This is a genomic window from Flavobacterium humi (assembly GCF_004745595.1).
In the GTDB taxonomy this organism is placed as follows: Bacteria; Bacteroidota; Bacteroidia; order Flavobacteriales; family Flavobacteriaceae; genus Flavobacterium; species Flavobacterium humi.
The window spans coordinates 216,205-240,288 of the sequence record NZ_SRLH01000006.1 but is presented as its reverse complement, the minus strand read 5'-3'; the positions used below and the strand labels follow the sequence as shown (position 1 = coordinate 240,288).

Below are 24,084 nucleotides of genomic sequence, written 5' to 3'. Positions count from 1 at the left end.
AGAATCATTTGAATTATAATTATCCATTATTCTGTTCTGATGTCAAGCATGATAGGCAAGCTGTAACGTACACGGATTGTTTTACCGTTTTGAACACCCGGCTTCCATTTAGGGGCATTTTTAAGCATTCTGATTGCTTCTGCTCCTGTACCGAAACCTAAATCCCTGATTACTTTGATATCTGTTAAACTTCCGTCTTTTTCAACAACGAATTCCACAAATACACGTCCTTTAAGATCTTGTTCCACTTCCGGTGTACGGTAGTTTTTTTGCACGTATTTAGCAAAACCTGCCGGTCCTCCTGGGAATTCCGGTTGTACTTCGATACCTGCAGAGCTATATACATTGTTATCTACGATTTCCGCATCTTTTTCAGCATTACCAGTAGGTTGATCGATTACGATTTCTGCATCTTTATCTCCTTTTTGGTCTTTAGCCGCAATGTTTTTGTCTTTTAGCTCTTCGATAGTTTTGATCTCCTCAACAACCTTTTTAGCTTCAACAACCTTAGGTTTCACGAATTTTACCTCGTCGATCTTTGGTTTTGGCGGCTCTGGTGGTTTTGGTGGAGGTGGTAAATTTTCCTTTGGTTTTTCCATATTAACCAAAACCACTTTCTCATCAAGTGTATTTTTAGCTTCATCCGATTTAGGAATCATATCGATAATTAAAGGTGAAGCCAGGGCCAATCCGAAAACTGATGCTCCTATGAATAACGCTTTAACCGATGTTTTAGGATTCTCTTTACGCAACTGGTATGCACCATACTTTTTGTTGCGGCCTTCAAAAACTAAATCTAACCATTGAGATTTGAATATATCTAATTTCATAATTTCTTTTTAAGGGTTAAATTTAACCTATTCTGGTTTCTCTAATAGATCAACCTCTTCCTTAGTAATATCTACAATTGCATAAGTCGGAACTTTGCAGATTGCCATTTCGTCAAGGATATCCACCAGGTTTTTATAGGTAGATTTTTTACTCGGCTTAATGATTACGATCAATCCTTTTTTAGGATCTCCAGTTACCTGAGGAACTGAAGTCATTTTTGACAAAAGTTCCTTACGAATACCTTCTTTGCCATATACTACTTGTTCAGGCCCTTCCAACGGAGTTGCAAACTGACCCATGTACCACTTTACCTGATCATTATCTCCTAACAAGATAGTCATCGACCTGTTGTCAGCTACATCAATAGTAGTATTCTTGGTTGGATCTGGATCTTTATCCGGCATACCCAAATCCATGGATTGAGGTTTAGACAACGAAGTGGTTAACATAAAGAATGTTATCAATAAGAATGCCAAATCTACCATGGCTGTTAAATCAACCTTAGAATTGCCTTTTTTACTTCTTACCTTACCATCGCCTTTTTTACCGCCACCGTCGCCAGTATTTAATTCTGCCATCGTTTATTTTTTATAGTATTAAAAATCTTTCCCACGTAAACCAGTTACCAAATTGAACTGGTTGATTTGCTGGTCCTGTAAAATATCCATTACTTTTTTGATCTCTGGATATTCTTGTTTAGCATCACCTTTAATTGCCACTTTAAGCTCTTTACCAGCTATTTCTTTAGTAGCAATACGTGCATTATAAATCCATTCTTTCAATTGGTTATCCAAAGAATCTTTAGGTATACCCGGCTGCAAATCTTTTTGATTCCTTTCAGTGCTGGTCATAGCAATTACTTGTTTCAAATTTGCCATTGGCACACCAAAACCGTCAATTAAAGAGAATTTTTGTCTTTCTTCAGGTGAAAAAGCCACCCCGTACTTAACTCCCATTAATTCTAATGTCCTAACTCTAACTTCTTTTCCGGTAACCCCGAAGAACACTTTTCCTTTACCAACTGTTAATGTTGCCAAGTCAGATTCAGGCAGTTTAGTCTGCACTGTAGAACTAGGCGTATCAACTGGCAATGGCTCTGGTTGCTTTGCGGTCGCAGTCAAGATGAAGAAAGTAAGCAAAAGGAAAGCCACGTCACACATTGCTGTCATGTCGATAGCTGCCGCCTTTTTTTGCGTTTTTACTTTAGCCATATTTATATTTTTGTATGTGAAAAAACGTCATATTATATATAACGTTTAACACGTTTATATTATTTTAAACTTCCTTTGAAACGTCTGTAAGTATTCACGATTGTTGAAGCAGCTTCATCAATTGAGTACGTTAACGTGTCAATTTTAGAGGTAAAGAAGTTATAAACAATAATTGCTAATGCAGAAGTAGAAATACCTGTTGCAGTGTTGATCAATGCCTCAGAGATACCGTTTGCAAGCATCGCCTGGTCTGGAGTTCCAGCAGAAGCCAACGCACCAAACGCTTTAATCATACCTGTTACCGTTCCTAAAAGACCTGCAAGAGTTCCTAAAGATACTAATGTAGAAATGATAGTAAGGTTTTTCTCTAACATAGGCATTTCAAGTGAAGTAGCCTCTTCGATTTCTTTATGAATAGTTTCAGTAGCATCCTCGCTGCTGAATCCTTCAGCTTTAACCGCTTGGTATTTTACCAAACCAGCTTTGATAGCGTTTGCCACAGAACCTTTTTGTTTGTCACAAGCTTCGATAGCTCCTTCGATATCTCCACCAGTTACATTTCCTTGAACTTTTTTCATGAAAGCGTCTAAGTTACCTTTTCCAGCTGCTTTAGAGATTACCATGAATCTTTCAAGAGAGAAAACAACAACCATTAATAGTAACCCCATCAATACAGGTACGATTGGTCCACCTTTGTAAACCATTGCAAGATAATTCCCTGGTTTTGGATGACCTGTATTTACTTCTCCTTCAAAATTTGAACCTGCACCCATAACAAATTGCCAAATCAAAAACCCTACAACGATACATGCTACGATTACAATTCCTGAGAACATATCTCCTCCGTTTGAACTACTTTCTTTTTTAACGTTTGCCATTTTTCTAAAATTTAAATTTTTTAATTGATTATAATTTTTGTTGAAATTATTAAATAATGGGAGCAAATTTAATTTTTTACTTGTAATAAAAAAACTTTTTTTACATTTTATAGGCTGCCCCGGTAAATGTATGAATTTATTTTTACTTATACTCCTACAGAATATTCAAAAACTAGCTTGATTTTGTTTGATTATTAACTATTTAGTTTAAAAAATAGATTTTTATTACAAAATACATAAATTATGTGATTTTTCTTTGAAAATCAAATAATCGGCTGTAAATCCCTGTAAAATCTGACTTAAATAACAAATAACGCCTATTTTACAAGTTTTCCCACCCTTTATTACTTTACTTAAAAAATAAGTATCTTGCACCTATATATAATAGGACAAAATGAGCAGATTAGAAAACTTTACAACCGATATAACTGCCGGATATGCCTGCAAAGGCGCCAGCATCAACCTTGGAGGCGCCATCCTTGACGGCGAAGCCCAAAGCATTCCCGTTACTATTCCTTTAAAGACCATGAACCGCCATGGCCTGATTGCCGGCGCCACAGGAACAGGAAAGACTAAAACCATCCAGGTACTTTCAGAGCAATTGTCCCAAAACGGGATTCCTGTACTGATGATGGACATTAAAGGAGATTTTTCCGGTGTGGCCAAAGAAGGCACCGAACAGCCATTTATCACCGAAAGGCATGCTAAAATAGGCATTCCGTTTTCCCCAAAATCCTTTCCGGTCGAATTATTGACCTTATCGGCCCAAAACGGGGTCAGGCTGCGTGCCACAGTTTCGGAGTTCGGTCCGGTGTTGTTTTCCAGGATTCTGGATTTAAACGAAACCCAAGCCGGCGTCATTGCTGTTATCTTTAAGTATTGCGATGACAAAAAAATGCCTCTTCTGGACTTAAAGGACATCAAAAAAGTCATGAATTATAGTACTGAAGAAGGCAAAGATGAGATTTCCCAGGAATACGGCAAGATTTCCACCGCCACAACAGGGACTATATTAAGGAAGATAATCGAGCTCGAGCAACAGGGAGCGGATGTCTTTTTTGGTGAAAAATCATTCGAAATTGACGATTTGATGCGTATTGACGAAAACGGCCGCGGCTATATCAATATTGTACGGTTGACTGACATCCAGGACAAACCGAAATTATTCTCGACCTTCATGTTGAACCTTTTGGCCGAAATTTACAATCAGATGCCTGAAAAAGGAGATGTGGAACAACCGGAATTAGTTATTTTCATTGATGAAGCACATCTTATATTCAATGAGGCCAGCAAAGCGTTGCTCGACCAGATCGAAACCATTATCAAACTGATCCGTTCCAAAGGAATTGGCGTTTATTTTATTACCCAAAACCCGATGGACGTGCCGAAGGAAGTCCTGGCCCAGTTAGGATTGAAAATCCAGCATGCGCTCCGTGCTTTTACCGCAAATGACAGGCAGGCGATAAAACAAACCGCCGACAACTACCCTACGTCCGAATATTATAAAACTGACGAAATAATTACATCCCTGGGAATTGGCGAAGCCCTTGTTACGGCTTTGAACGAAAAAGGAATCCCTACGCCGCTCGCAGCTACCATGATGCGCGCGCCTGAAAGCAGGATGGATATTCTAACCGAAGCTGAAATTGAAAAAATCAATGCTGCCTCAAGACTGGTAGAAAAATACGAAGAAGAGATTGACCGTGAAAGTGCTTACGAGATACTGACCAAAAAAATAGACGAGATTTCGGAGGAAGTTGCCGAAAAAGAAGAAGAAAAACAGGCCAGCAAAGAGCCGGGAATGGGAGAAGTAGTTGGGAAATCGGTATTGAAAGTAGTCACGAGTGCCAGCTTTATCCGCGGCGCATTTAATGTCCTTATGAAAGTATTGAAAAGCAAATGAGAAGTTTCATCACTATAGGTTTATTGGTCCTTTCCAATATATTCATGACGTTGGCCTGGTACGGGCACTTAAAATTCAAGGAACTGAAATGGTTTGAAAATGCAGGATTAATCACCATTGTACTCATCAGTTGGGGACTGGCTTTATTCGAATACTGTTTCCAGGTCCCTGCCAATAAAATAGGATACCAGGGCAATGGCGGCCCGTTTAGCCTGATGCAGCTAAAAGTCATCCAGGAAGTGATAACATTGATTGTTTTTGTTGTGTTTTCGATGTTGTTTTTCAAAAACGAAACCTTCAAGTGGAACCACGCTGTCGGTTTTTGTTTTCTAATCCTGGCCGTTTATTTTATTTTCAAAAAATAGAACCATCATATTATGAAAAAATCAATTGCCATCATTTGCTGCCTGGGGATTTTCGGCTGTGCCAAAAAAGAAAGCACCGGAAACATCGCCCAATGGAAAGAGGAAGTCTCCAAAACCGAAGTTGATTTTAATAACCTGGCTCAGGCCAAAGGGATTGCCGAGGCGTTTTATGCTTTCGCCGATAGCAGCGCCGTGATCAAGCTGGACAACGATTCCTTGATTAAGGGAAAAGAAAGCATCAGGAACCATTTCAGCCAGCCGAAGTTCACAAAAGCAACGGTTACCTGGAAAGCCGATTTCATTGAAGTTTCCAACGACGGTACTTTGGCTTATACTTATGGGCCATACATCTGGACAACCAAAGACTCGCTGGGCAGCAAAAAGGATTTTAAGGGGATTTTCCATACGGTCTGGAAAAAACAGAAAGACAACTCCTGGAAATATGTTTGGGATTAAAAAACAAGCTATGAAAAAATATTCTATCCAAAAAACACCTTTTGTGGTTCCTACCACCGACGGAAAACTTATCGAAGAGCACCACGGCCGTGCCACTACCGACAATCCTGACATTTCCATTGCCCATATGGTCGCACCGCCAAAATGGAGCGAGCCTTTCCAGACTCCTGAATTTGAAGAGTATACCTATATCATTTCGGGTAAAAAGCAATTTATAATTGACGGGGAAACCATCATCCTGGAAGCAGGTCAATCCATAAAAATAGAAAAAAACGTCAGGGTTCAATATTCCAATCCGTTTGAGGAACCTTGCGAATATATTGCCATATGCAGGCCGGCTTTTGATTTCACAAAAGTACACAGGGAAGAATAATCTTTGAGGAAATTCAGCCACAGAAGCAAGAATTATTGCTTCTGCTGCGGATTGCCAGGGTTATTTCAGGAGTGAAATGATTTTGTTTTCCACTTCTTCGCTGCTCCACTTTTCCTCAATATTAGGCATCGCCATGATTTCTTCCATGATTTTATTTTGCATGTCCCCTATCGCCAGGGCTTCGGAATAAGGCTGAAGACTGAAGGTTACACGGCTGTACAATGGCAGCCACTTATCCGGGTGTTTGTCTGAAAACCACTTTTCGATTTTCTTCTGCAACAGGAATTTTTCATCGGCTGTTTTAGAACTCATTTCCATAAAATTCCGATACGACAATTCCGCTATGGCATCTGCATTGGGTTTGCGTGAGAGTTCGTATTCTTCAAAAATCGTTTTCCAATCGTTGCCGTATTTTTCGATCATTTCGCTCAGCACGGTAATGTCTTCAAAACCGGCATTCATACCTTGCCCGTAAAAAGGGACAATGGCGTGCGCCGAATCGCCGATAAGCGCCACTTTGTCTTCAAAAGTCCAGGGAAAACATTTCATCATCACCAGGTAACTGGTCGGGTTTTTGAAAAAATCTTCCACCAAATCCGGAATTACAGCTGCGGTATCAGGGAAATATTTCGCAAAGAAATCCACCAAAACACTTTGGTCCTTTAAGGCTTCAAAAGAATTCTGGCCTTCGAAAGGCATAAATAGCGTGCAGGTAAAACTTCCGTCGAGGTTGGGCAAGGCCATCAGCATGAAATGGCCGCGCGGCCAGATGTGCAGGGAATGTTTGTCTATTTTGTGCGTACCATCAGCATTGGCCGGGATATGCAATTCTTTGTATCCGATATTTAGGAATTCCTGTGAATAATTGAACATGCTCTGGCGCTGCATCCTGTGGCGTATTCTTGAAAAAGCACCATCGGCACCGAAAACCTTATCGTATTTCAGTTCCTGCCACTCGCCTCTTTCGGAATCACCGCTATGCAAGGTGGCATCGGCCAGGGTAACATCCCAGATTTTATGTTCGAAAAAGAAAACAACGCCGCTTTTTTCTGCCAGGTCGATCATTTTCCGGTTCAGGATACCTCTTGAAAGTGAAAAAATAACCTCTCCTTCTTTACCGTAATATTGGTAATTGAGCTTATTGTCCTGCATATGGATTGCCCGCTTATCAACCGCTATCCCTATTTTTTTTATTTCGGCGTCAAGACCGATATTTTCCAATGCTCTCCAGCCACGATCCGACATTACCAAATTGATGGAACGGCCCGAAAACTCAACGGTCCTGATATCAGGGCTTCGATCGTATACATGTACGTCATGGCCCATTTTCTTAAGATAGATTGCTAATAATGTTCCAACCAATCCGGAACCGACAATGGCAATTTTTTGTGGAGTTTGCATTAATTTTCTATAAACAGTTTTGCAAATTTATCTATTTAAGCAGAAGTTCGCCACGAATAATTCAATTATTTATTTTTTTGGGATAAAAACAAGCTTGGTACCTGTTTTGACTATCTCTTCTTTGTTAAGCATCATCTTCCTGAATTTTCCGGCCACGTACATTTCGGCCTGGTCACTGTAATGCTCGCTCATAGGATTCCCGGATTGCCCGCTCGGCAAAATGCTCCAGCTGTTCTCTATATCCGAAAAATCAACAATCCTGCGGGTGGAAGGACCTGCCTTTACTACATATTCCTTTTCATCCGAATATTCGAACATTGTGTTATTGATGACTTCATTCGTGCCGGCAATGTCAAAAATCCCAACATTGAAAAACGGTTTGAGTAAGGCCACACTGCCCAGCGGATGCTTGAATTCCAGTTTATGCACCCTGTTCCAGGTCCAGGAACTGACATCGCTTCCCAATTGAGTATTTAAGCTAGCGACAGCTTCTTTCAGGGATTGGGTAAGAATATCTTTCCGTGTCTCTTTTTTGCTTTTGGTAGTTATATTATCCCACCAAACGGAACTTTCGTTTTGGGTTTGAAAGGCAATGGACTGTTTCATAATATGTGTTTTCAGGAATTGCCTGAAGGAAACCTCGCCCATTTCGTCCTGAAATGTATTTTTAAGGTAAAAATAAATCCATTTGTTGTAGATCGTTGGAGCAACACCGGTGATGTCATGGGAACCGTTCCAGCTTTTCAAAACCGAAAGCGCTTCTTTTTCCTGGGCATTCAATTTCCCGGATTCGGTATTTGCCATAAGCACCTTGACAATTTCTGTAACCACCGGAGAAGTGTTATCGGTCATCATTTTACTGACAGATTCTTTGTCCCAGTCATTTTTGGCATCCAGCAAATTAGAAATCCTCCTGGCCCGGTCTTCCGGAAGGTAATAGCCCGGATAGTTGTAACCATCAATATTTTCAGGCATGTTATTGGAAGAATATACATAATTCCAGGCCGGGTTTATAGTGGCTGGGTTTTTGGAATACGGCAAAAATTCTTTTTGATCGTCTACTCCATTGGAACCGTTGAGTATCAGGTTGGCATTTACGCCTTTCTGGAGTTTATATAATTTTCCGGAGGTAAACCAGGCGACATTGTTTTGGGCATCCCCATACATGATATTCAAACCGGGCGCCACAATATAAGAAACCGATTTTTGGAATTCCGGGATACTTTTGGCATGGCTCAAACCATACACGGCATTGAGGATTTTGTTAGGCTGTTGCGTATAAATCCAGGAAAAAGCAACGGGTTGTTTGGTTTTAAAATCAGCAATCAAATCATTGATAATAGGCCCGTGCCCTGTTTCTTTTACTGTTAACACCACGGCAGTACTGTCTTTTACCCGGATCGTTTTGGTCCGTGATGTATAAGTAGCAAAACCGGCAGCCGTTTTATATTGATTCGGATTGTTCGGATTGTTCTCTTCCTGGAACAAATCTGCATCATCATTTTCGAACATGGTCAGCCCATACGCATATTTTCTGTTGTGTGCCAGTAACGGGAACGGTGTCCCGGAGAGATAATAGCCGTACATTTCATAATCCGGGCAGGAGATATGCGCTTCGTACCAAGTTCCCGGTTGCGAATACTCAATGTGCGGGTCGTTGCAGAAAAGTACCTTGCCGGTTTTGGTTTTTTTAGGAGAAATTACCCAGCTGTTGCTTCCGATGAATGGCGGCACGGGAGAATTCTCCAGCAAGGCAGTGATCGATTTTGAAATCTCCAGGTACTGTTGTTCTTCTCCCCTGGAAATCTTTAAGCGTGTCGGATTGTGAGAATAATCAATCCCCAAATCCTTAAGGTATTCATCCCCGAACTGGTTCCTGATATCAGTCATCAAAGGGTCTGTTTTTTGGGCCATCGCAAAACTGAATGCCATGTATCCGTAAGTGTTGAATACATCTTTTAAGGTAAATTTTTCTTTTTTTATCCCTAAAAGGGAAAACTCAACAGGTGTCTTTCCTTCCTCCAGGTATTGATTAATCCCATCCAGATAAGCCATGGCCATCTTATAGGGTTCGCCGTTTTTATCCAATTCCGAAATTGCTTTTTCCGAATTTTCATCAATCCCCAAACCGATAAAAAACTTATCGTTTTTGAGTGCCCTGGTCCCGAAAATTTCCGATAATCTTCCCGGCGCAATCCTCCGCAGCAATTCCATTTGCCACAATCTGTCCTGGGCATGGACATACCCTAGGGCTTCCATCGCATCTTTCTGGTTTGCCGCATAAATGTGCGGTACTCCATAGGTGTCGAAATAGACCGACGTTTCTCCCGAAATATTATGCATGGCCACTTCTCCTTCGTAATCGGGTTTGCTGTACAGCAGATATCCGTAAATAGACAAGAAAACAAAGGCGATAATAGCCAATACGGTGTAAAGTAATTTCCTGAAAGATTTCATTTGCGACGGTTTATATTCCAAATATAAAAAAAAGGCGAACATTTACGTCCGCCTTTTTTCTAAATCTATTGTATATTCTTACTTTCTGTTGAAATTGATTTTGCTACCAACATCCAATCCGTTGTTTTTAGCCAACATCCCACACATGTGGAACAACATCCTCGCCCCGACATTCCCGTCCCAGTCATCTTCTCCAGGAGCTACTTCAACTAAATCAAAACCGATGATCTCCTTTCCGCTTTCTGTTAATTTATCGAACAAGTACGTAGCCTGCTCAAAAGAGAAACCGCCCGGAACCGGTGTCCCCGTATTAGGGCAATACCAGGAATACATTCCGTCGATATCAAAAGAGACACAAACTTTTTGCGGCAAGGCATTGATAATCGCGTCACATTGCTGCTGCCAGGTCTTTCCTTCAAAAGTTTCGGCCTTAAGGTCCATATCTGTATGTACCGCAACACGGTTGCCTTGTTGTTTGGCCACTTCTACTTCCTGTTCGCAAAAATCACGGATTCCTACCTGCACCAATTTTGTAATCTGAGGGATTTGCAAAGCATTGTACATGATTGACGCATGCGAATAGGTAAATCCTTCGTAAGCAATACGCAAGTCCATATGAGCGTCCAGGTGCAATATCCCGAAATCATCGTGGAGGGTTGCCAATGCCTGGTAATATCCTAATGGCGTACTGTGGTCACCACCCAGTAAAACCACTTTTTTTCCTTTTTTTATCCAATGAAGGACACGTTCTTTAACTTCTGCATGCAATTCTGCACAAACCTTGTTGATTTTGTCCAGGTCCGATTGCAGGGCAGGAAAAACAGACACGTCTTCTCCGTTCTCTAATGCTTCTATGATAGGCTGTGCCAAATTTTTGTATTTCGCCGAATTTTTGGCCCAATGTTCCGGCGCTTCATCGTAATACATCCCTAATTTCCATAGTTCCGGAAATTGCTGATGTTGCAGGTCAACCTGGAAAGAGGCGTCAAGGACAGCTTCCGGCCCTTCTGAAGCACCGGCTCCGTAACTTACCGTTACTTCCCACGGCACAGGGATGATTATGATTTCGCTTTCTTCAGCGGTAAATGGCAGTCCGAAAATAGTAGCATCTGCCAAACCCGGTTGCGACGGATCGAAATTCTCTATTTTTTGTTGTTTGTTCATTTTTTAAAATTATTATGTCTTAAGAAATAAGCACATCTTGTTTTAAGCTTTATGGGCGTACTATGCCTTTCTTTAATATTTGTCCAAACTCATACATATCCTCAAAAGAGCAATACAATGGCACGGGAGCCAAACGGATAACATTCGGTTCCCTCCAGTCGGTAATTACCCCATTTGTCATTAAATAGTCAAACAGGCTCCTGCCTTGCCCGTGTAAAAAAACAGACAGCTGACAAGCTCTTTCCTTAGGATTTGCAGGCGTGATGATCTCAAATTCCGTGCCAGGGATTTCAACATCGATCTCACGTAAAATAAATTCGAGGTAAGAGGTAATTTTGTCTCTTTTGGCAATCAGTTTGTCCATGCCTACTTCGGCAAACATCTCTACAGAAGCCAGATACGGGGCCAGAGACAACACCGGCAGGTTGCTTATCTGCCAACCGTCGGCACCGTGTACAGGATCGAAATCCGGTTCCATCTTGAAACGTCTTTCTTTATTGTGGCCCCACCAGCCGGCAAATCTTGGCAGGTTCGCATGGTGGTGTTTTTCGTGTACAAAACATCCCGAAGCATTACCAGGCCCGGAATTCATATATTTATAACTGCACCAGGCGGCAAAATCAACGTTCCAATCGTGAAGGTCAAGTTTGATATTCCCGGCAGCATGCGCCAGGTCGAAACCAACTTTTGCCCCTACTTTGTGACCGGCTTCCGTGATGGTTTTCATATCAAAAACCTGGCCGGTATAATAATTGACGCCGCCAATAAGTACTAATGCCAGCTCATCGCCGACTTCATTGATTTTGGCCAGAATATCTTCCAGGCGGATGTTATGCTCTCCTTCACGGCGCTTTATCTCTATAATGGTCTCTTCCTTTTTATAACCGTGGAAGGCAACCTGGCTCTGGAACATGTACTGGTCTGAAGGAAACGCTTTTTCCTCGCAAATGATTTTATAACGTGTTTTGGTAGGCTGGTAAAACGAAACCATCAGTAAATGAAGATTGACCGTTAACGTATTCATCACGGTAACTTCCGAAGGCTTTGCCCCTACAATGCGGCTTAACGGTTCGGCAAAACGCTCCTGGTAATCCCACCACGGCTTGTCTGCATAAAAATGCCCTTCGACAGCCAGGTTCGCCCAGTCGTCCATTACTTCGTCTATATATTTTTTGGTTCTTTTAGGCTGTAACCCAAGGGAATTCCCTGTAAAGTAAATTACGTTTTTTCCTTCGTGCTGCGGAAAGATAAATTCGTTGCGATAATTTCTCAATTCGTCATTAGCGTCAAGCTGCCGAGCAAATTCTCTGGTATTTTCAAACGTCATTATTATGGTTTATTTGGTGCTGTAAAAGTAGATAAAAGTTTGAATGTGGCAAACTTACACAAGGCAAAGTTAGCATGGCCGAAATAAATTGCCGGGCATATAGGTTTATCGTAAAAAGCCTTAAAAAAGCAAAAGGTTATGGCGGAACAGGGGATTGCGTGAGTGATGGAAGCGGAAATCCTTTTTGCCTGTTGCAAACAAGGCAAAAAGATTGCAGCGGACAGCACGGCCCGTAAGAATGAAGGGACACGCCCAATACCTGCTCTTCTTGAAAAAAAATATGGATTGCAATAAAAAAATCCCATCTGCTTTTTACAACAGATGAGATTGAATTTTGAACTTGGGGAAGTTCAAATTACAGGATCAACATGGCGTCTCCGTAAGAGTAGAATTTGTACTTTTCTTTGATCGCTTCGTCGTATGCTTTGCGCATTAAATCATGTCCGCAGAAAGCGGAAATCATCATTAACAGTGTTGATTTTGGTGTATGGAAATTCGTGATCATGCAATCTGCCAAACTGAAATCATGCGGAGGGAAGATGAATTTATTGGTCCAACCTTCGAAAGGATTTAGGGTTTTTGCCGAGGACACGGAGCTTTCCATGGCACGCATGGTCGTTGTACCTACGGCACAGACACGGTGTTTGGACAGCTTGGCGGCATTTACGATATCACAGGCTTCCTGAGTGATTTTCAGCTCTTCGGAATCCATTTTGTGCTTTGAAAGATCTTCAACCTCAACCGGATTGAAAGTTCCCAAACCTACGTGCAGCGTTACTTCGGCAAATTTGATGCCTTTGATTTCCAACCGTTTCATCAGGTGCTTTGAAAAATGCAGGCCGGCAGTTGGCGCGGCAACCGCTCCTTCTTCTTTGGCATAAATCGTTTGGTAACGTTCCGCATCTTCCGGGGTTACTTCCCTGTTGATATATTTCGGGATCGGGGTTTCGCCCAATTCTACTAATTTCGCCCTGAATTCTTCATAGGAACCATCGTATAGGAAACGTAAGGTCCTTCCACGGGAAGTGGTGTTATCAATAACTTCGGCTACTAATGAATCGTCATCGCCAAAATATAATTTGTTCCCGATACGGATTTTACGCGCCGGATCTACCAAAACGTCCCAAAGACGCTGCTCCGCATTTAATTCACGCAACAGGAAAACTTCAATTCTCGCTCCTGTCTTTTCCTTGTTCCCGTACAAACGCGCCGGGAAAACTTTTGTATTGTTCAAAACCATAACGTCACCTTCGTCGAAATAGTCCAGGATATCTTTAAAAAGTTTATGCTCAATAGTTTGTGTTTTCCTATTCACTACCATTAAACGGGCTTCATCCCTGTTTTCTGATGGAAATTCGGCTAAAAGCTCGGCCGGAAGGTTGAAATTGAAATTAGATAACTTCATATGTAATTATTTAGATTGTAAAACCTTGCTGTATTTCTACTGCAAAGAAGGCTGCAAATATACTATTGTGAAACAGGCGTTGTCAAGTGTTTTGGCTTTTATTTTAAAAAAGAAGTGCCAGAGCTCCAAACCATTGCCATTCCGGCCCTTTATATTTCAGAAATACGGAAACCCATGCTTTTTAAATCGCTCCAAAAAGCCGGGTAGGATTTGGAAACCACTTCAGCGTCTTCGATCCTGATGCCGACCTTTACCGCCAAAGGTGCAAAAGCCATTGCCATGCGGTGGTCCTGATACGTGCTGACAGATACATTTTCCATTATTCCTGATGAAGGTTCCAAAGTAAGGCTATAATCGGTTACAGCAACTATGGCCCCTAATTTTGTGAGTTCTGTTTTCAAGGCTTCGAGCCGGTCTGTCTCTTTTATCTTCAAGGTATGCAACCCGGTCAGATGGCAGCCTGTTCCTAATCCAAAACAAGTGACGGCAATAGTCTGGGCAATATCCGGAGAAGCATTCAGGTCATAATTGATGGCTTGGATACCTTTGACTGTTTTCTTCAAAAGGATGGAATTGTCCGAAAAATGGGTCATTACACCAAAACTTTTGTAAATCTCAGCCAGGACGGAATCGCCCTGAAGGCTATTTTGCTTGTAACTGGAAAGCGTTATTTCGGTTCCTTCTTCTGATAAAGCGGCGATGGAATAAAAGTATGAAGCCGAGGACCAGTCGCTTTCCACAGTAAGCTGCTGCGGGCCATGAAGTTCCTTTTTAGGTACCACTGAAATTTTATTTCCGTCAAAAACCGTTTCGATCCCGATTTCATGCAACAGGGCCAATGTCATATTGATGTAGGGAACGGATGTGATTTTGCCTTCTAAAGTTAGTTCCAACCCGTTTTCGAGTTGTGGCGCTACCAGGAGCAGTGCCGAAATGTACTGGCTGCTGACATCGGCAGGAAGCGTGACTTTATGTTGCGTTAGTTTTTTTCCGCTGATTTTAAGCGGCGGAAATCCCTCGTTTTCGACATATTGGATATCAGCGCCCAATTGCTTCAAGGCTTCCACGAGGATTTTTATGGGCCGTTCTTTCATCCTGGAAGAACCGGTCAGTATTACTTCTTTCCCTTCCTGTGCCGAAAAATAAGCGCTAAGGAAACGCATGGTGGTACCGGCATGATGGATATCGATTACCGGATCCTTGCTTTTCAATGCTTCGACCATAGCTGTACTGTCATCGGAATCGGAAACATTATCCAGGGCAATAACGGGATATTGGGCCTGCAATAGCAGCAACCTGTTTGTTTCCGATTTGGAACCGGAGATACTGATGCGGGATTGCCGGCTGGCCGCAGATGGCATAAGAGCTAGGTTCACGGTTACTTAAGCTTGTCGTTATTGTGATGACGATCGTGGTCACGATTGGTCTTCAAATCCAGTTTTTTATCAAAAGCAGCCTGTAAGTCAATTCCCGTTTGGTTGGCCAGGCAAAGGACTACAAAAACCACATCGGCCAGTTCTTCGCCAAGATCCTTGTTCTTATCGCTTTCTTTTTCAGATTGTTCTCCATAACGGCGGGCAATAATGCGGGCAACCTCTCCTACTTCTTCTGTAAGCTGGGCCATATTGGTCAATTCGTTAAAGTAACGGACACCATGGTTTTTGATCCAGTTATCTACCTCTAATTGTGCGTTTTGAATATTCATTGTTATGCTTTTTTAAGTACTATTTTTTCGGTTTGCTTATCTACCACCTCTTTGTAGAACCCTTTTAAACTTTCGTAATATTCGGAACTGATGATAGCCTGGTTGATATCAATAGTATATAAAAGCTGGATCTGGTTGCCGTTACTTGAAATATTATACCTGAAATTCCCTAATTCGTCGGGCATTCCTATAGATTTGGACTGTGGTAATGTTTCGATGGCATATCCTTCGGGAACAGTAATACTGACCACAAACTTATCCTGGTGCGGGTATACGAAATCTACGGGATATTCCCTGGTTTCCTGTTTGAAAGGGTTTTCGGTCATCGCCAAATAAAGAAATGGTGAGAAATACATCTTGTCTCCTATAATCTCCACGGAATTATTGCTGGTAAAGGAATATTCTTCCTGAATGGGTTTTGACAAATCGTTGTTATTTTGAACGGCATAATCGGTTATTTCCAGCCCCTGGTGCCTTTTTTCGAGTTTTTCCACATAGCTGTCTTTGGCTACTTTATTGTTGACTCCCCTAAAAACAAAGGCATTGTAATCGAAATACTGATCCCTGATTTTCCCGGAAACATTTCCTTCAGGGCTTACATTGGCCATGATATACATGACTTCTTTCGAATTGGATTTTGGCATCAGGTCAATTTCAGCCGAACTGTTGTTTTTCCTAATAATCCTTCCGAGCCAGTTTAAGTCACGTGTTGGCAGGATGTCCGGCAACGCATTTTTATCGGTGGCATCCAATAAAACCACCCGGTTGTTGAGTTCTATTCCCGCAATTACATAATTGAAAGCCGTTCTTGAAGGAAATAATGCAATACCATTTGATCGTGTGCTTATCAAAACCGGATTGGCTTCAAAACCTGCATAACGCAACATGGCCGTCAGCATCAGGTTGATTTCCGCAGCATTCCCTGTTTTTTCCTGATATGCTTTTCTAACACCATTGTCGCATGTGTAGCCATAATATTCGTTCCAGTTCATCCTGGCTTTAACGTAATTGAAAACGACGGCCATTTTTTCTTCAAGGGAAGTACTTCCTTTTAGGATGGCATCGAGGTCTTTTTCGAAATAGCCGGTCTTGTTCAACTCGTTCCCGAAATCCTCATTCTCGTATATTTTCTTTACTACTGTTTCCCAATCGGTTGCATAGTTTTCATAAGCCCTATTTGGAAATCTTTCTCCCGCCAGCTCATGAATAACCGTTGTTTTGTAATTATTGATATTGTTTACATACGATTCGTCTTTAAGGGCCGGAACATCGGTCAGGACATAATTAGTCTTAAGCTCTTTATAATTAGTCACATTCTGGTCAAATTTAGTGGTAACTCCCCATCCTCTTTCTTTACTGGTGGATGTTATGGAATTCTGGGTGTTCTCTTTTTTGACAACTGGGGACAGGAATCCTTTATTCCTTACATTATAAACATAATATTCAGGAACGTAAGTAGTATATTCTGAATAACTTACTGGAATATCCCTTTGAAACTGCCAATCAGGGAAGTTGGTAATATAAGGGGACCTTAGGGTCATTTTGTATTCAATAATGGAGCCTTCCTTAACATTAGGCATGGATATTTTTTTCCTTGCCCAGTTCTTATTCACCTTTTCAATGAATTCCCCATCGCTGCCGAGCTTTGTTTTTTCGATTTTCCCATTCATCAGATTGTAGGTGATTGCCTTGGAAAATTCGAGTTTCTCTGATGCAGAACCGCCAATATAATAGCTCGCTGACTTGTTCGCATATTCGTAACCTTCTTTTTTATAGATTTTTATTTTGGTCAGCACTTCCGTTACTATTTCAAATCCGTTGGTCTGCGAATATTCAAAAGAAGTCCTTCCCACTTCGAACAAAACAGCCGCTGCGGCAGAAGAATCATTGGGATGTGTTTTCTGTTTCAATTCTTCTATGGTCACTTTCCCCAATTCTTTTGTCTGGGCCTTCAAACACAGGCCGGACAGTACTAATAACGCTATAAGGTACTTTTTCATACTTTTATTTTTTTGCTATGATTATTTTTGAATTATCGCTTCTGGCTATTGTTTCCCTAAATTTCCGATAGTTTTCATAATTGTTTTTGTCAAACAGCCCTTTTTTGATTACCAGTTTTCTTTTGCATAGTATTGTGCTGGGGCCAGTAACGGAAAATTCGATTTTATAGTTCCCGAATTCTGTGCTAAGCTCCATTCCGTTGGGCTTTGCCTCTACCGAAAATCCTTCTGGGATCGTGATTTCCGTTTCATCTTCATTCGTATATCCTCTTTGTATCTCAAAGGGGAATTCCCTTGTTTTGTATTTTTTAGGCACGTACGAATTCTGATTGAAGGCATTCAGGGCGAACATTAGTTTCCCGTTTGAATTTTGGGCGTAACTTTCAGCTTTGAACTCCAAATTTTCTGTAAATTCTATTGTCACGGGATCATTCTGCAGCGAAATCTTATTTACGGTCAGGTTGTTGATGTTGCCAAATTCCTCCTTGTACCTTTTGACCAGCTCTTCTTTCGCCAGCCTTTCCTTTCCGAATTCACTATCGTATTGCAGTCCTTTGGAAACCATTTTTACTTTTCCATCCAGGCTTCCGTTTTCCAGAATAGCATAAGAACCTTTGATAATTTTCAGGTTATCACTCTCAGCAAAAGTTCTGGTCCTGACAATTTCACCACCTTCCGGTTTGATAATCAGAACATTCCTATCATCCGTAAAATCACCTTGAAATCCAAAAGGCTGGGTCTGGCTGGTACATTCCAACCAAAGGTAGCCTGATTTGTCGGGTATGGCCAAAATAACATGGTCCCCTTGCATTGAAGCGATGTCGTTCTGGATATCGCGTGTTTCATTACCGGACCAGACAACCGTGTAATAAGAAGGTATGCCAACTGTTTTCAATAAACTCCTGGTATAATTGGTCAGCGCTTTGCAATCTCCATACCCTAATTTATCTACGTCTTTGGCCAGCATCGGTTTCCAGCCGCCAATGCCTACCTGGACACTAACATAACGTGTTTTTTCCTGGACAAACCTGTAAATGATCCTGGCTATTTCTTTCGGGTCTTTTTCATTGCCCACAAGCTGCTTGATTTTTTCCTGTGCCACCAGCGGTATTTCTTCAGTATCCGCCAATAGGGAATCATAATACCATTTCCCGAAATCTTTCCAGTTAACAGCCATTCCGTTGACATTTTCCAATTGGAAATTTTCCAGGGAAAAATAAACTATTGGGAAAATATCCATAAAAATAGGGCTCAGCTCTTCTCTTTTCCTGGCTATGATATTTTTTGCCGTATAGCTTACAGATGTTGGCGTTTCTGTTTTTTCTATCGGGTATTTGGCAGAAAAATTGACTTCTTTTAGCCTAAGATGCAATTCGGGTTTGAAATTAACCGTCAGCGAAGTCTTTTCGGTACTCACAAGATAACCGTCCACAGGGCTCCAGGCCGGGATAAAAGCGGTGTTGGACGTTTCGGTTTCGGTTTCAAGAACCATTGTAAAAGGATATGTTATTGGGGTATAATCCAGGAACAAGGCCCGGTTATCATTAAAAATGGAAACTCCGTCAGCAACACTCATGTCATTGAAATCCTTCCTCCTGAAAGTTTTCATCCCTTTTCCGGAAGCATCATAAACCGTGGCCTCTATTTTTGCAATCCTTCTGTTTTTATCGTAATATTCCATCAAATCCAGGTCCCTGAGTCCTAATTCATTGAGTACCGTGATTGCTTTTTTTGATTTTAAGGTCATGGAACCCTGGGAAAGGATCGTCACGTTTAATTGGCTTAGGCGTACTACCGAATTCGCGTTTAGCTTCAAACTATCCGGAATAGCGGAAACTGCCAAGTCCATGGTTTGGGAATGTGCCGTAAAAAAAACAGATCCCAAAAATACAATTGTGAAACTTTTTTTCATCAGGCTTCTCTTGAGCAAAATCAACTTCATCTTATTCCTTATTTTTACTGTCGATTACTATGGTAACCGGGCCGTCATTTAACAATGAAACTTTCATATCAGCCCCAAATTCACCGGTTTGCACTTTTTTGCCCAATTCGGCCTCCATTTGTTTTATGAAACTTTCGTACAACGGAATGGCAATTTCCCCTTTGGAAGCTTTGATATAAGACGGACGGTTCCCTTTTTTGACCAAGGCATGCAAGGTAAACTGGCTTACGACGATCATTTCGCCATCAACATCTTTAAGGGACAAATTCATGACATCGTCCTGATCGCTGAAAATGCGGAGATTGGCTATTTTAGAAGTCAGCCATTTGATATCTTCCATAGTATCGGCGTCTTCGATCCCTATTAAAACCAGCAATCCTTTCCGGATATCGGCTACTTTATTTTCATTGATGGTTACCGAAGCTTGGGAAACTCTCTGAATAACTGATTTCATTATCTGGCAGGTATGGGATTATTAAAATAGGGAAATTATTGCTTATTACGGGTTTCATCACTCGCAATCCTGTCGGCGTTGTAAATGTCGGTACGGTACGTTTCATCATCGCCTTCCAATATTTTCAGGTAACTGTTGTAGCGTGACCAGGAAATTTCGTCTTTTTCCAACGCTTCCTTAACCGCACATTTGGGTTCATCCTTGTGAAGGCAATTATTGAACTTGCATTTGTCTTTCAGTTTGAAAAATTCCGGGAAATAACCGCTGATTTCTTCTTTTTCCATGTCAACAACGCCAAATCCTTTAATTCCGGGCGTGTCGATGATTTGGGCACCAAAGGACAAATCGTACATTTCGGCAAAAGTGGTCGTATGCTGCCCTTGTTTGCTTTGCTCCGAAATTGTTTTGGTTTTCAGGTGCAGGCTCGGTTCCATGGCATTGACCAACGTTGATTTCCCAACGCCCGAATGCCCGGAGAACATACTAACCTTGCCTACCATCATTTCCTTGAGTTTGTCAACACCTTTGGCTTCGGTGGAAGAAACCCTCAAACAGGTATAACCTATTTGCTCATAAATGTATTGAAGGTATAATTGCTCGTCGAGCATAGCATCGTCAAACGTATCTATTTTATTGAAAACCAAGATGGTTTCTATTCCATAAGCTTCGGCCGTGACCAAAAAACGATCAATAAAACTAGTCGTTGTAGGCGGATTATTAATGGTAATCAACAGGAAAACATAATCAACATTGGATGCTATGATATGCATCTGATGCGACAAATTGACTGATTTGCGGACGATATAATTCTTTCTTTCGTGGATATTTGAAATAATACCGGTAGTCACATCGGCGGTTTCATCAAGTTCATAATCGACGATATCGCCTACGGCAATGGGATTGGTGCTCTTGATTCCTTTCATTCGGAACTTACCTTTAATGCGGCATTCCAGAAAATCTCCTTTTTCTGTTTTAACTGTGTACCAGCTTCCTGTAGATTTATAAACGGTTCCTGTCATGCCGCAAAGGTAAAACTTATTTATGATTTATGACTTTCTCCTGGTGACTTATACTTTCCTGGTGTATGGCTTTGAACATTTTAAGGATGAATTCTTCGCTGAGGCCTTTTTCTTCACCTTCCAGTACCATTTTGCCCAAGATTTCATTCCAGCGTTTGTTTTGCAAAACAGCCACATTCTTTTCTTTTTTCAAGGCTCCGATTTTATCTGCGATTTTCATACGCTTGCCTAAACTTTCAATCAGTTTACTGTCGATTTCATCAATTTGGGTACGCAATGCCGCCATTTTCTGGTTGTAATCGTCTGCCTCATCTGTCATTTTACGGATGCGTAAATCTATAAAAATCTGTTTGAGGGCATCTGGTGTTACTTGCTGGGCCGCATCGCTCCATGCATGTTCCGGGTCGTTGTGTGTTTCGATAATCAGCCCGTCGTAATTCAGGTCGAGTGCTTGCTGGGACACTTCCAGGATCATATCCCGCCTTCCTGTGATATGGGAAGGATCGCAGATTAATGGCAAGTCCGGGAAACGACTTTGGAGCTCAATGGCAATCTGCCATTCCGGGATGTTGCGGTATTTGGTTTTTTCATACGTAGAAAACCCGCGGTGGATGACGCCTAATTTTTTAATCCCTGCATTGTACAACCGTTCCACACCGCCCAACCACAAGGACAAATCAGGATTTACCGGGTTTTTGACCAGTACGATTTTATCTGTGCCCTTGAGTGCATCGGCAATTTCCTGCACAGCAAAAGGATTGACCGTAGTCCTTGCCCCGATCCAGAGGACATCGATATCGTGTTCGAGCGCTGATTTGACATGCGCTTCATTAGCCACTTCAACTGCCATGAGCAATCCGGTTTCCGCTTTGGCTTTCTGCAGCCATTTGAGTCCTATTTCGCCTACTCCTTCAAATCCTCCCGGCCGGGTCCTCGGTTTCCATATCCCGGCACGGAAGATGCTCACATCGGAATCTTTCAACTCGCGGGCTATCTCCATTACTTGTTCTTCTGTTTCGGCGCTACACGGCCCTGCTATTACCAACGGATGCGATAATTTGAAATCGTCCAACCAGGTCCGTAATGATTTGCTATTTTCCATAGTCTTACTTTGTTACAAAATTATAAATGAATTTCTTCTTCTACTGAAATTCTTGCTAAAACTTCTTCTATTTTTTCTTCTTCAATACATAATGAAAAACGGACATAGCCTTCTCCATTACTTCCAAAAATGGTTCCCGGGGTTATAAACAAATCGTTCTCGTACAATAATTTATCTACATATCCTTCCGATGATTGGATTCCTTGCGGCACTTTCGCCCAGACAAACATGCCAACCGTGTTTTCATCATAAATGCAACCCAATCTATCGGCTAATTGAAATACCAGGCTCCTTCTTTTCTTGTAAATACTGCTCTGTTTTTCAAACCAATCGGCGCCAAGTTTCAATGCTTCTACGGCACCTTTTTGAATCCCGTAAAACATCCCGCTGTCCATGTTGCTTTTTACTTTGAGTATCGCATCGATGTAATGTTCGTTCCCAGCCACCATCCCAACACGCCATCCGGACATATGGAATGTTTTTGAGAGTGAATTCAATTCTATCGCGATATCTTTGGCACCTTCAACCTGCAAAATGGAGATTGGGTTATTATTTAAAACAAAACTGTACGGATTATCATTGATAAGCAGGATCTGATGCTTTTTGGCGAAAGCCACCAACTGCTCCAACAAGCCTAAGCTTCCCGGAACCCCGGTAGGCATATTCGGATAATTGACCCACATTATCTTTACTTTTGACAGGTCTTGCTTTTCCAGGGTTTCAAAATCAGGCAGCCAATTGTTTTCCGGTTTCAGGTCGTACAAAACGGGTTTCGCACCCACCAGGTTCGTTACCGAAATATAGGTAGGATAGCCCGGGTTAGGGATCAGGACCTCATCGCCTTCGTTTAGGAAAGCCAGGGAAATATGCATGATTCCTTCCTTGGAACCCATAAGAGGCAATATTTCGGTGGCAGGATCGAGGCTCACACGGAACTGATCCTGGTAAAAAGCGGCAAAACCGCTGCGCAATTCCGGCAAACCCTGATAACTTTGGTATTGATGGGCTTTCGGGTCGTTCATGGCTTTTTGCATCGCTGCAATAACTGCCTGGTCCGGTTTGAGGTCCGGGCTTCCGATGCCCATATTCACAATAGGCCTTCCCTGGGAAACCAACCGGCCGACTTCCCGCAGTTTTTGTGAGAAATAGTATTCCTGCACCTGCTCTAATCGTTTTGCTGTTGTAATCATAATTTACCGTTTTTATATTCGCCAAGCACTTTAAAATGCGTGGTCATGAGTTCGAGTATTTTTTTTGCTTTTTCGTAATGCTTGTATTTGGCAAAGACCACATCTACAAAGAAAGAATACTGGAAAGGCGTTTCAATGATAGGCATGGATTGGATCTTGGTCAGGTTCAATTTGCAGTTGTTCATCACATTGAGTACTGTGGCGAGGCTTCCGGGCGTGTCGTCCAGTTCGAATTTGACAGAAGCCTTATTAATTTCTTCTCTAGGAAGTTCCTTATTTTGGGTTTTGACAATCACAAACCGGGTCTTGTTGCTTTTGACCGTATGGATGCCGGCAGCCAGGATTTCCAGATCGTACATTTTGGCCGCGATAGGACTGGCTACGGCCCCGATGCGTAACAGATTCCCTTCTTTGATCCTTCTGGCTGTTTCTGCCGTATCTGCACTTTCGACCAGTTTGATATGTGGGTATTTCTTGAAGAAAACCGCACATTGCAACAGGGCGATAGGGTGCGAATGGACTTCCCTGAGGTCTTCTATTTTCTGGCCTTTGGTCGCCATTAAATTCATGTGGATATCCAGGTAATGTTCTCCAATGATATGAAGGTTATTATGGTCAATCAGGGCATAATTGGGTATGATGGAACCCGCAATGGAATTCTCGAGCGCCATGATGCCTTTTTCGGATTTGTTTTCCTTAAGGCTTGTGACCAGGCTTTCGAACGACATACATTCGTCGAGCGAAGCGGGTGCTGCAAAAAATTCTTCGGCGACCTGGTGATGAAAAGACCCCTTGATACCCTGAATAGCGATTTTTGTTTCCATAGGACAAAAAAAAATCCCGTCTTGCGGACGGGATTGTATATTTATAATTATTAATTTAATTTTCTAATCAAATAACC

23 protein-coding genes are annotated in these 24,084 nt (G+C 41.8%); 5 read left to right on the top strand and 18 right to left on the bottom strand.

Annotated features, from left to right (window positions below):
- Positions 1-26: 26 nt before the first annotated feature.
- From E4635_RS12450 to E4635_RS12435, 4 genes are read right to left on the bottom strand one after another with little or no spacing between them, the layout of a single operon-like run.
- Positions 27-830 carry an energy transducer TonB gene (locus E4635_RS12450; RefSeq protein WP_135527027.1) on the bottom strand — a complete coding sequence of 268 codons (804 nt, stop codon included), beginning with the start codon at positions 828-830 and terminating at the stop codon, positions 27-29.
- A gap of 27 nt (positions 831-857) precedes the next feature.
- Entirely contained in the window at positions 858-1,409 is a 552-nt protein-coding gene (locus E4635_RS12445) for an ExbD/TolR family protein (protein WP_135527026.1), read from the bottom strand.
- Positions 1,410-1,427: 18 nt separating this feature from the next.
- On the bottom strand, positions 1,428-2,042 hold the full coding sequence (locus tag E4635_RS12440) for an ExbD/TolR family protein (RefSeq protein ID WP_135527025.1): 615 nt from the start codon (positions 2,040-2,042) through the stop codon (positions 1,428-1,430).
- 59 nt (positions 2,043-2,101) lie between these two features.
- Complete coding sequence (locus tag E4635_RS12435) at positions 2,102-2,920, bottom strand: MotA/TolQ/ExbB proton channel family protein (RefSeq protein WP_135527024.1); 819 nt, start codon at positions 2,918-2,920, stop codon at positions 2,102-2,104.
- Between the two features lie 394 nt (positions 2,921-3,314).
- Between E4635_RS12435 and E4635_RS12430 the strand changes: the two genes are divergently transcribed.
- The 4 genes from E4635_RS12430 to E4635_RS12415 are packed head-to-tail and all read left to right on the top strand — an operon-like array spanning position 3,315 to position 6,017.
- Entirely contained in the window at positions 3,315-4,823 is a 1,509-nt protein-coding gene (locus E4635_RS12430; protein WP_135527023.1) for a helicase HerA-like domain-containing protein, read from the top strand.
- Positions 4,820-5,188 carry a DMT family protein gene (locus tag E4635_RS12425; protein ID WP_135527022.1) on the top strand — a complete coding sequence of 123 codons (369 nt, stop codon included), beginning with the start codon at positions 4,820-4,822 and terminating at the stop codon, positions 5,186-5,188. Before E4635_RS12430 ends, E4635_RS12425 begins: the two co-directional genes overlap by 4 nt.
- A 12-nt stretch (positions 5,189-5,200) precedes the next feature.
- Positions 5,201-5,644 carry a YybH family protein gene (locus tag E4635_RS12420; RefSeq protein WP_135527021.1) on the top strand — a complete coding sequence of 148 codons (444 nt, stop codon included), beginning with the start codon at positions 5,201-5,203 and terminating at the stop codon, positions 5,642-5,644.
- A gap of 10 nt (positions 5,645-5,654) precedes the next feature.
- Positions 5,655-6,017 carry a cupin domain-containing protein gene (locus tag E4635_RS12415; protein WP_135527020.1) on the top strand — a complete coding sequence of 121 codons (363 nt, stop codon included), beginning with the start codon at positions 5,655-5,657 and terminating at the stop codon, positions 6,015-6,017.
- A 60-nt stretch (positions 6,018-6,077) separates the two neighbouring features.
- On the opposite strand, the gene E4635_RS12410 is transcribed toward E4635_RS12415, so the two are convergent.
- From E4635_RS12410 to kynU, 4 genes are all read right to left on the bottom strand, one after another.
- Positions 6,078-7,418: an FAD-dependent oxidoreductase gene (locus E4635_RS12410; RefSeq protein ID WP_135527019.1), complete on the bottom strand. Its 1,341-nt coding sequence runs from the start codon at positions 7,416-7,418 to the stop codon at positions 6,078-6,080.
- 69 nt (positions 7,419-7,487) lie between these two features.
- The gene (locus E4635_RS12405) at positions 7,488-9,875 is read right to left on the bottom strand and encodes a penicillin acylase family protein (RefSeq protein ID WP_135527018.1); all 2,388 of its coding nucleotides are present in this window, start codon (positions 9,873-9,875) and stop codon (positions 7,488-7,490) included.
- Positions 9,876-9,953: 78 nt separating this feature from the next.
- The gene (locus tag E4635_RS12400) at positions 9,954-11,039 is read right to left on the bottom strand and encodes an agmatinase family protein (RefSeq protein WP_135527017.1); all 1,086 of its coding nucleotides are present in this window, start codon (positions 11,037-11,039) and stop codon (positions 9,954-9,956) included.
- A 49-nt stretch (positions 11,040-11,088) separates the two neighbouring features.
- Entirely contained in the window at positions 11,089-12,366 is a 1,278-nt protein-coding gene (gene kynU, locus E4635_RS12395) for a kynureninase (RefSeq protein WP_135527016.1), read from the bottom strand.
- 74 nt (positions 12,367-12,440) lie between these two features.
- On the opposite strand from kynU, the gene E4635_RS15795 reads away from it, so the two are divergent.
- Positions 12,441-12,602 (top strand): hypothetical protein, encoded by a 162-nt coding sequence (locus tag E4635_RS15795; RefSeq protein WP_211518760.1) that lies wholly within the window; start codon positions 12,441-12,443, stop codon positions 12,600-12,602.
- Between the two features lie 119 nt (positions 12,603-12,721).
- Here E4635_RS15795 and queA read toward each other — a convergent pair whose 3' ends face one another.
- The 10 genes from queA to E4635_RS12345 form a co-directional block, all read right to left on the bottom strand.
- Positions 12,722-13,771, bottom strand: coding sequence for a tRNA preQ1(34) S-adenosylmethionine ribosyltransferase-isomerase QueA (gene queA, locus E4635_RS12390; RefSeq protein ID WP_135527015.1), 1,050 nt, complete (start codon positions 13,769-13,771; stop codon positions 12,722-12,724).
- Positions 13,772-13,920: 149 nt separating this feature from the next.
- Positions 13,921-15,147 (bottom strand): 3-phosphoshikimate 1-carboxyvinyltransferase, encoded by a 1,227-nt coding sequence (aroA, locus tag E4635_RS12385; protein WP_394345976.1) that lies wholly within the window; start codon positions 15,145-15,147, stop codon positions 13,921-13,923.
- 2 nt (positions 15,148-15,149) lie between these two features.
- Positions 15,150-15,476 carry a nucleotide pyrophosphohydrolase gene (locus E4635_RS12380; RefSeq protein ID WP_135527014.1) on the bottom strand — a complete coding sequence of 109 codons (327 nt, stop codon included), beginning with the start codon at positions 15,474-15,476 and terminating at the stop codon, positions 15,150-15,152.
- Positions 15,477-15,478: 2 nt separating this feature from the next.
- Positions 15,479-17,476 carry a transglutaminase domain-containing protein gene (locus E4635_RS12375; protein ID WP_135527013.1) on the bottom strand — a complete coding sequence of 666 codons (1,998 nt, stop codon included), beginning with the start codon at positions 17,474-17,476 and terminating at the stop codon, positions 15,479-15,481.
- Positions 17,477-17,480: 4 nt separating this feature from the next.
- On the bottom strand, positions 17,481-19,388 hold the full coding sequence (locus tag E4635_RS12370) for a DUF3857 domain-containing protein (protein WP_135527012.1): 1,908 nt from the start codon (positions 19,386-19,388) through the stop codon (positions 17,481-17,483).
- A 31-nt stretch (positions 19,389-19,419) separates the two neighbouring features.
- A complete protein-coding gene (gene dtd / locus E4635_RS12365; protein WP_135527011.1) occupies positions 19,420-19,872 on the bottom strand; it encodes a D-aminoacyl-tRNA deacylase in 453 nt (150 codons plus the stop codon).
- 35 nt (positions 19,873-19,907) lie between these two features.
- On the bottom strand, positions 19,908-20,891 hold the full coding sequence (gene rsgA, locus E4635_RS12360; RefSeq protein ID WP_135527010.1) for a ribosome small subunit-dependent GTPase A: 984 nt from the start codon (positions 20,889-20,891) through the stop codon (positions 19,908-19,910).
- Positions 20,892-20,907: 16 nt separating this feature from the next.
- Positions 20,908-21,993 carry a bifunctional 3-deoxy-7-phosphoheptulonate synthase/chorismate mutase type II gene (locus tag E4635_RS12355; RefSeq protein ID WP_135527009.1) on the bottom strand — a complete coding sequence of 362 codons (1,086 nt, stop codon included), beginning with the start codon at positions 21,991-21,993 and terminating at the stop codon, positions 20,908-20,910.
- 20 nt (positions 21,994-22,013) lie between these two features.
- Positions 22,014-23,183 (bottom strand): pyridoxal phosphate-dependent aminotransferase, encoded by a 1,170-nt coding sequence (locus tag E4635_RS12350; protein WP_135527008.1) that lies wholly within the window; start codon positions 23,181-23,183, stop codon positions 22,014-22,016.
- Entirely contained in the window at positions 23,180-24,007 is an 828-nt protein-coding gene (locus E4635_RS12345) for a prephenate dehydratase (RefSeq protein WP_135527007.1), read from the bottom strand. The genes E4635_RS12350 and E4635_RS12345 overlap by 4 nt, the downstream gene beginning before the upstream one ends.
- Positions 24,008-24,084: the final 77 nt, after the last annotated feature.

Coding starts and splice junctions, on each gene's coding strand:
- E4635_RS12450 (WP_135527027.1), bottom strand. CDS start 830: ATGAAATTAGATATATTCAAATCTCAATGGTTAGATTTAGTTTTTGAA.
- E4635_RS12445 (WP_135527026.1), bottom strand. CDS start 1,409: ATGGCAGAATTAAATACTGGCGACGGTGGCGGTAAAAAAGGCGATGGT.
- E4635_RS12440 (WP_135527025.1), bottom strand. CDS start 2,042: ATGGCTAAAGTAAAAACGCAAAAAAAGGCGGCAGCTATCGACATGACA.
- E4635_RS12435 (WP_135527024.1), bottom strand. CDS start 2,920: ATGGCAAACGTTAAAAAAGAAAGTAGTTCAAACGGAGGAGATATGTTC.
- E4635_RS12430 (WP_135527023.1), top strand. CDS start 3,315: ATGAGCAGATTAGAAAACTTTACAACCGATATAACTGCCGGATATGCC.
- E4635_RS12425 (WP_135527022.1), top strand. CDS start 4,820: ATGAGAAGTTTCATCACTATAGGTTTATTGGTCCTTTCCAATATATTC.
- E4635_RS12420 (WP_135527021.1), top strand. CDS start 5,201: ATGAAAAAATCAATTGCCATCATTTGCTGCCTGGGGATTTTCGGCTGT.
- E4635_RS12415 (WP_135527020.1), top strand. CDS start 5,655: ATGAAAAAATATTCTATCCAAAAAACACCTTTTGTGGTTCCTACCACC.
- E4635_RS12410 (WP_135527019.1), bottom strand. CDS start 7,418: ATGCAAACTCCACAAAAAATTGCCATTGTCGGTTCCGGATTGGTTGGA.
- E4635_RS12405 (WP_135527018.1), bottom strand. CDS start 9,875: ATGAAATCTTTCAGGAAATTACTTTACACCGTATTGGCTATTATCGCC.
- E4635_RS12400 (WP_135527017.1), bottom strand. CDS start 11,039: ATGAACAAACAACAAAAAATAGAGAATTTCGATCCGTCGCAACCGGGT.
- kynU (WP_135527016.1), bottom strand. CDS start 12,366: ATGACGTTTGAAAATACCAGAGAATTTGCTCGGCAGCTTGACGCTAAT.
- E4635_RS15795 (WP_211518760.1), top strand. CDS start 12,441: ATGGCCGAAATAAATTGCCGGGCATATAGGTTTATCGTAAAAAGCCTT.
- queA (WP_135527015.1), bottom strand. CDS start 13,771: ATGAAGTTATCTAATTTCAATTTCAACCTTCCGGCCGAGCTTTTAGCC.
- E4635_RS12380 (WP_135527014.1), bottom strand. CDS start 15,476: ATGAATATTCAAAACGCACAATTAGAGGTAGATAACTGGATCAAAAAC.
- E4635_RS12375 (WP_135527013.1), bottom strand. CDS start 17,476: ATGAAAAAGTACCTTATAGCGTTATTAGTACTGTCCGGCCTGTGTTTG.
- E4635_RS12370 (WP_135527012.1), bottom strand. CDS start 19,388: ATGAAAAAAAGTTTCACAATTGTATTTTTGGGATCTGTTTTTTTTACG.
- dtd (WP_135527011.1), bottom strand. CDS start 19,872: ATGAAATCAGTTATTCAGAGAGTTTCCCAAGCTTCGGTAACCATCAAT.
- rsgA (WP_135527010.1), bottom strand. CDS start 20,891: ATGACAGGAACCGTTTATAAATCTACAGGAAGCTGGTACACAGTTAAA.
- E4635_RS12355 (WP_135527009.1), bottom strand. CDS start 21,993: ATGGAAAATAGCAAATCATTACGGACCTGGTTGGACGATTTCAAATTA.
- E4635_RS12350 (WP_135527008.1), bottom strand. CDS start 23,183: ATGATTACAACAGCAAAACGATTAGAGCAGGTGCAGGAATACTATTTC.
- E4635_RS12345 (WP_135527007.1), bottom strand. CDS start 24,007: ATGGAAACAAAAATCGCTATTCAGGGTATCAAGGGGTCTTTTCATCAC.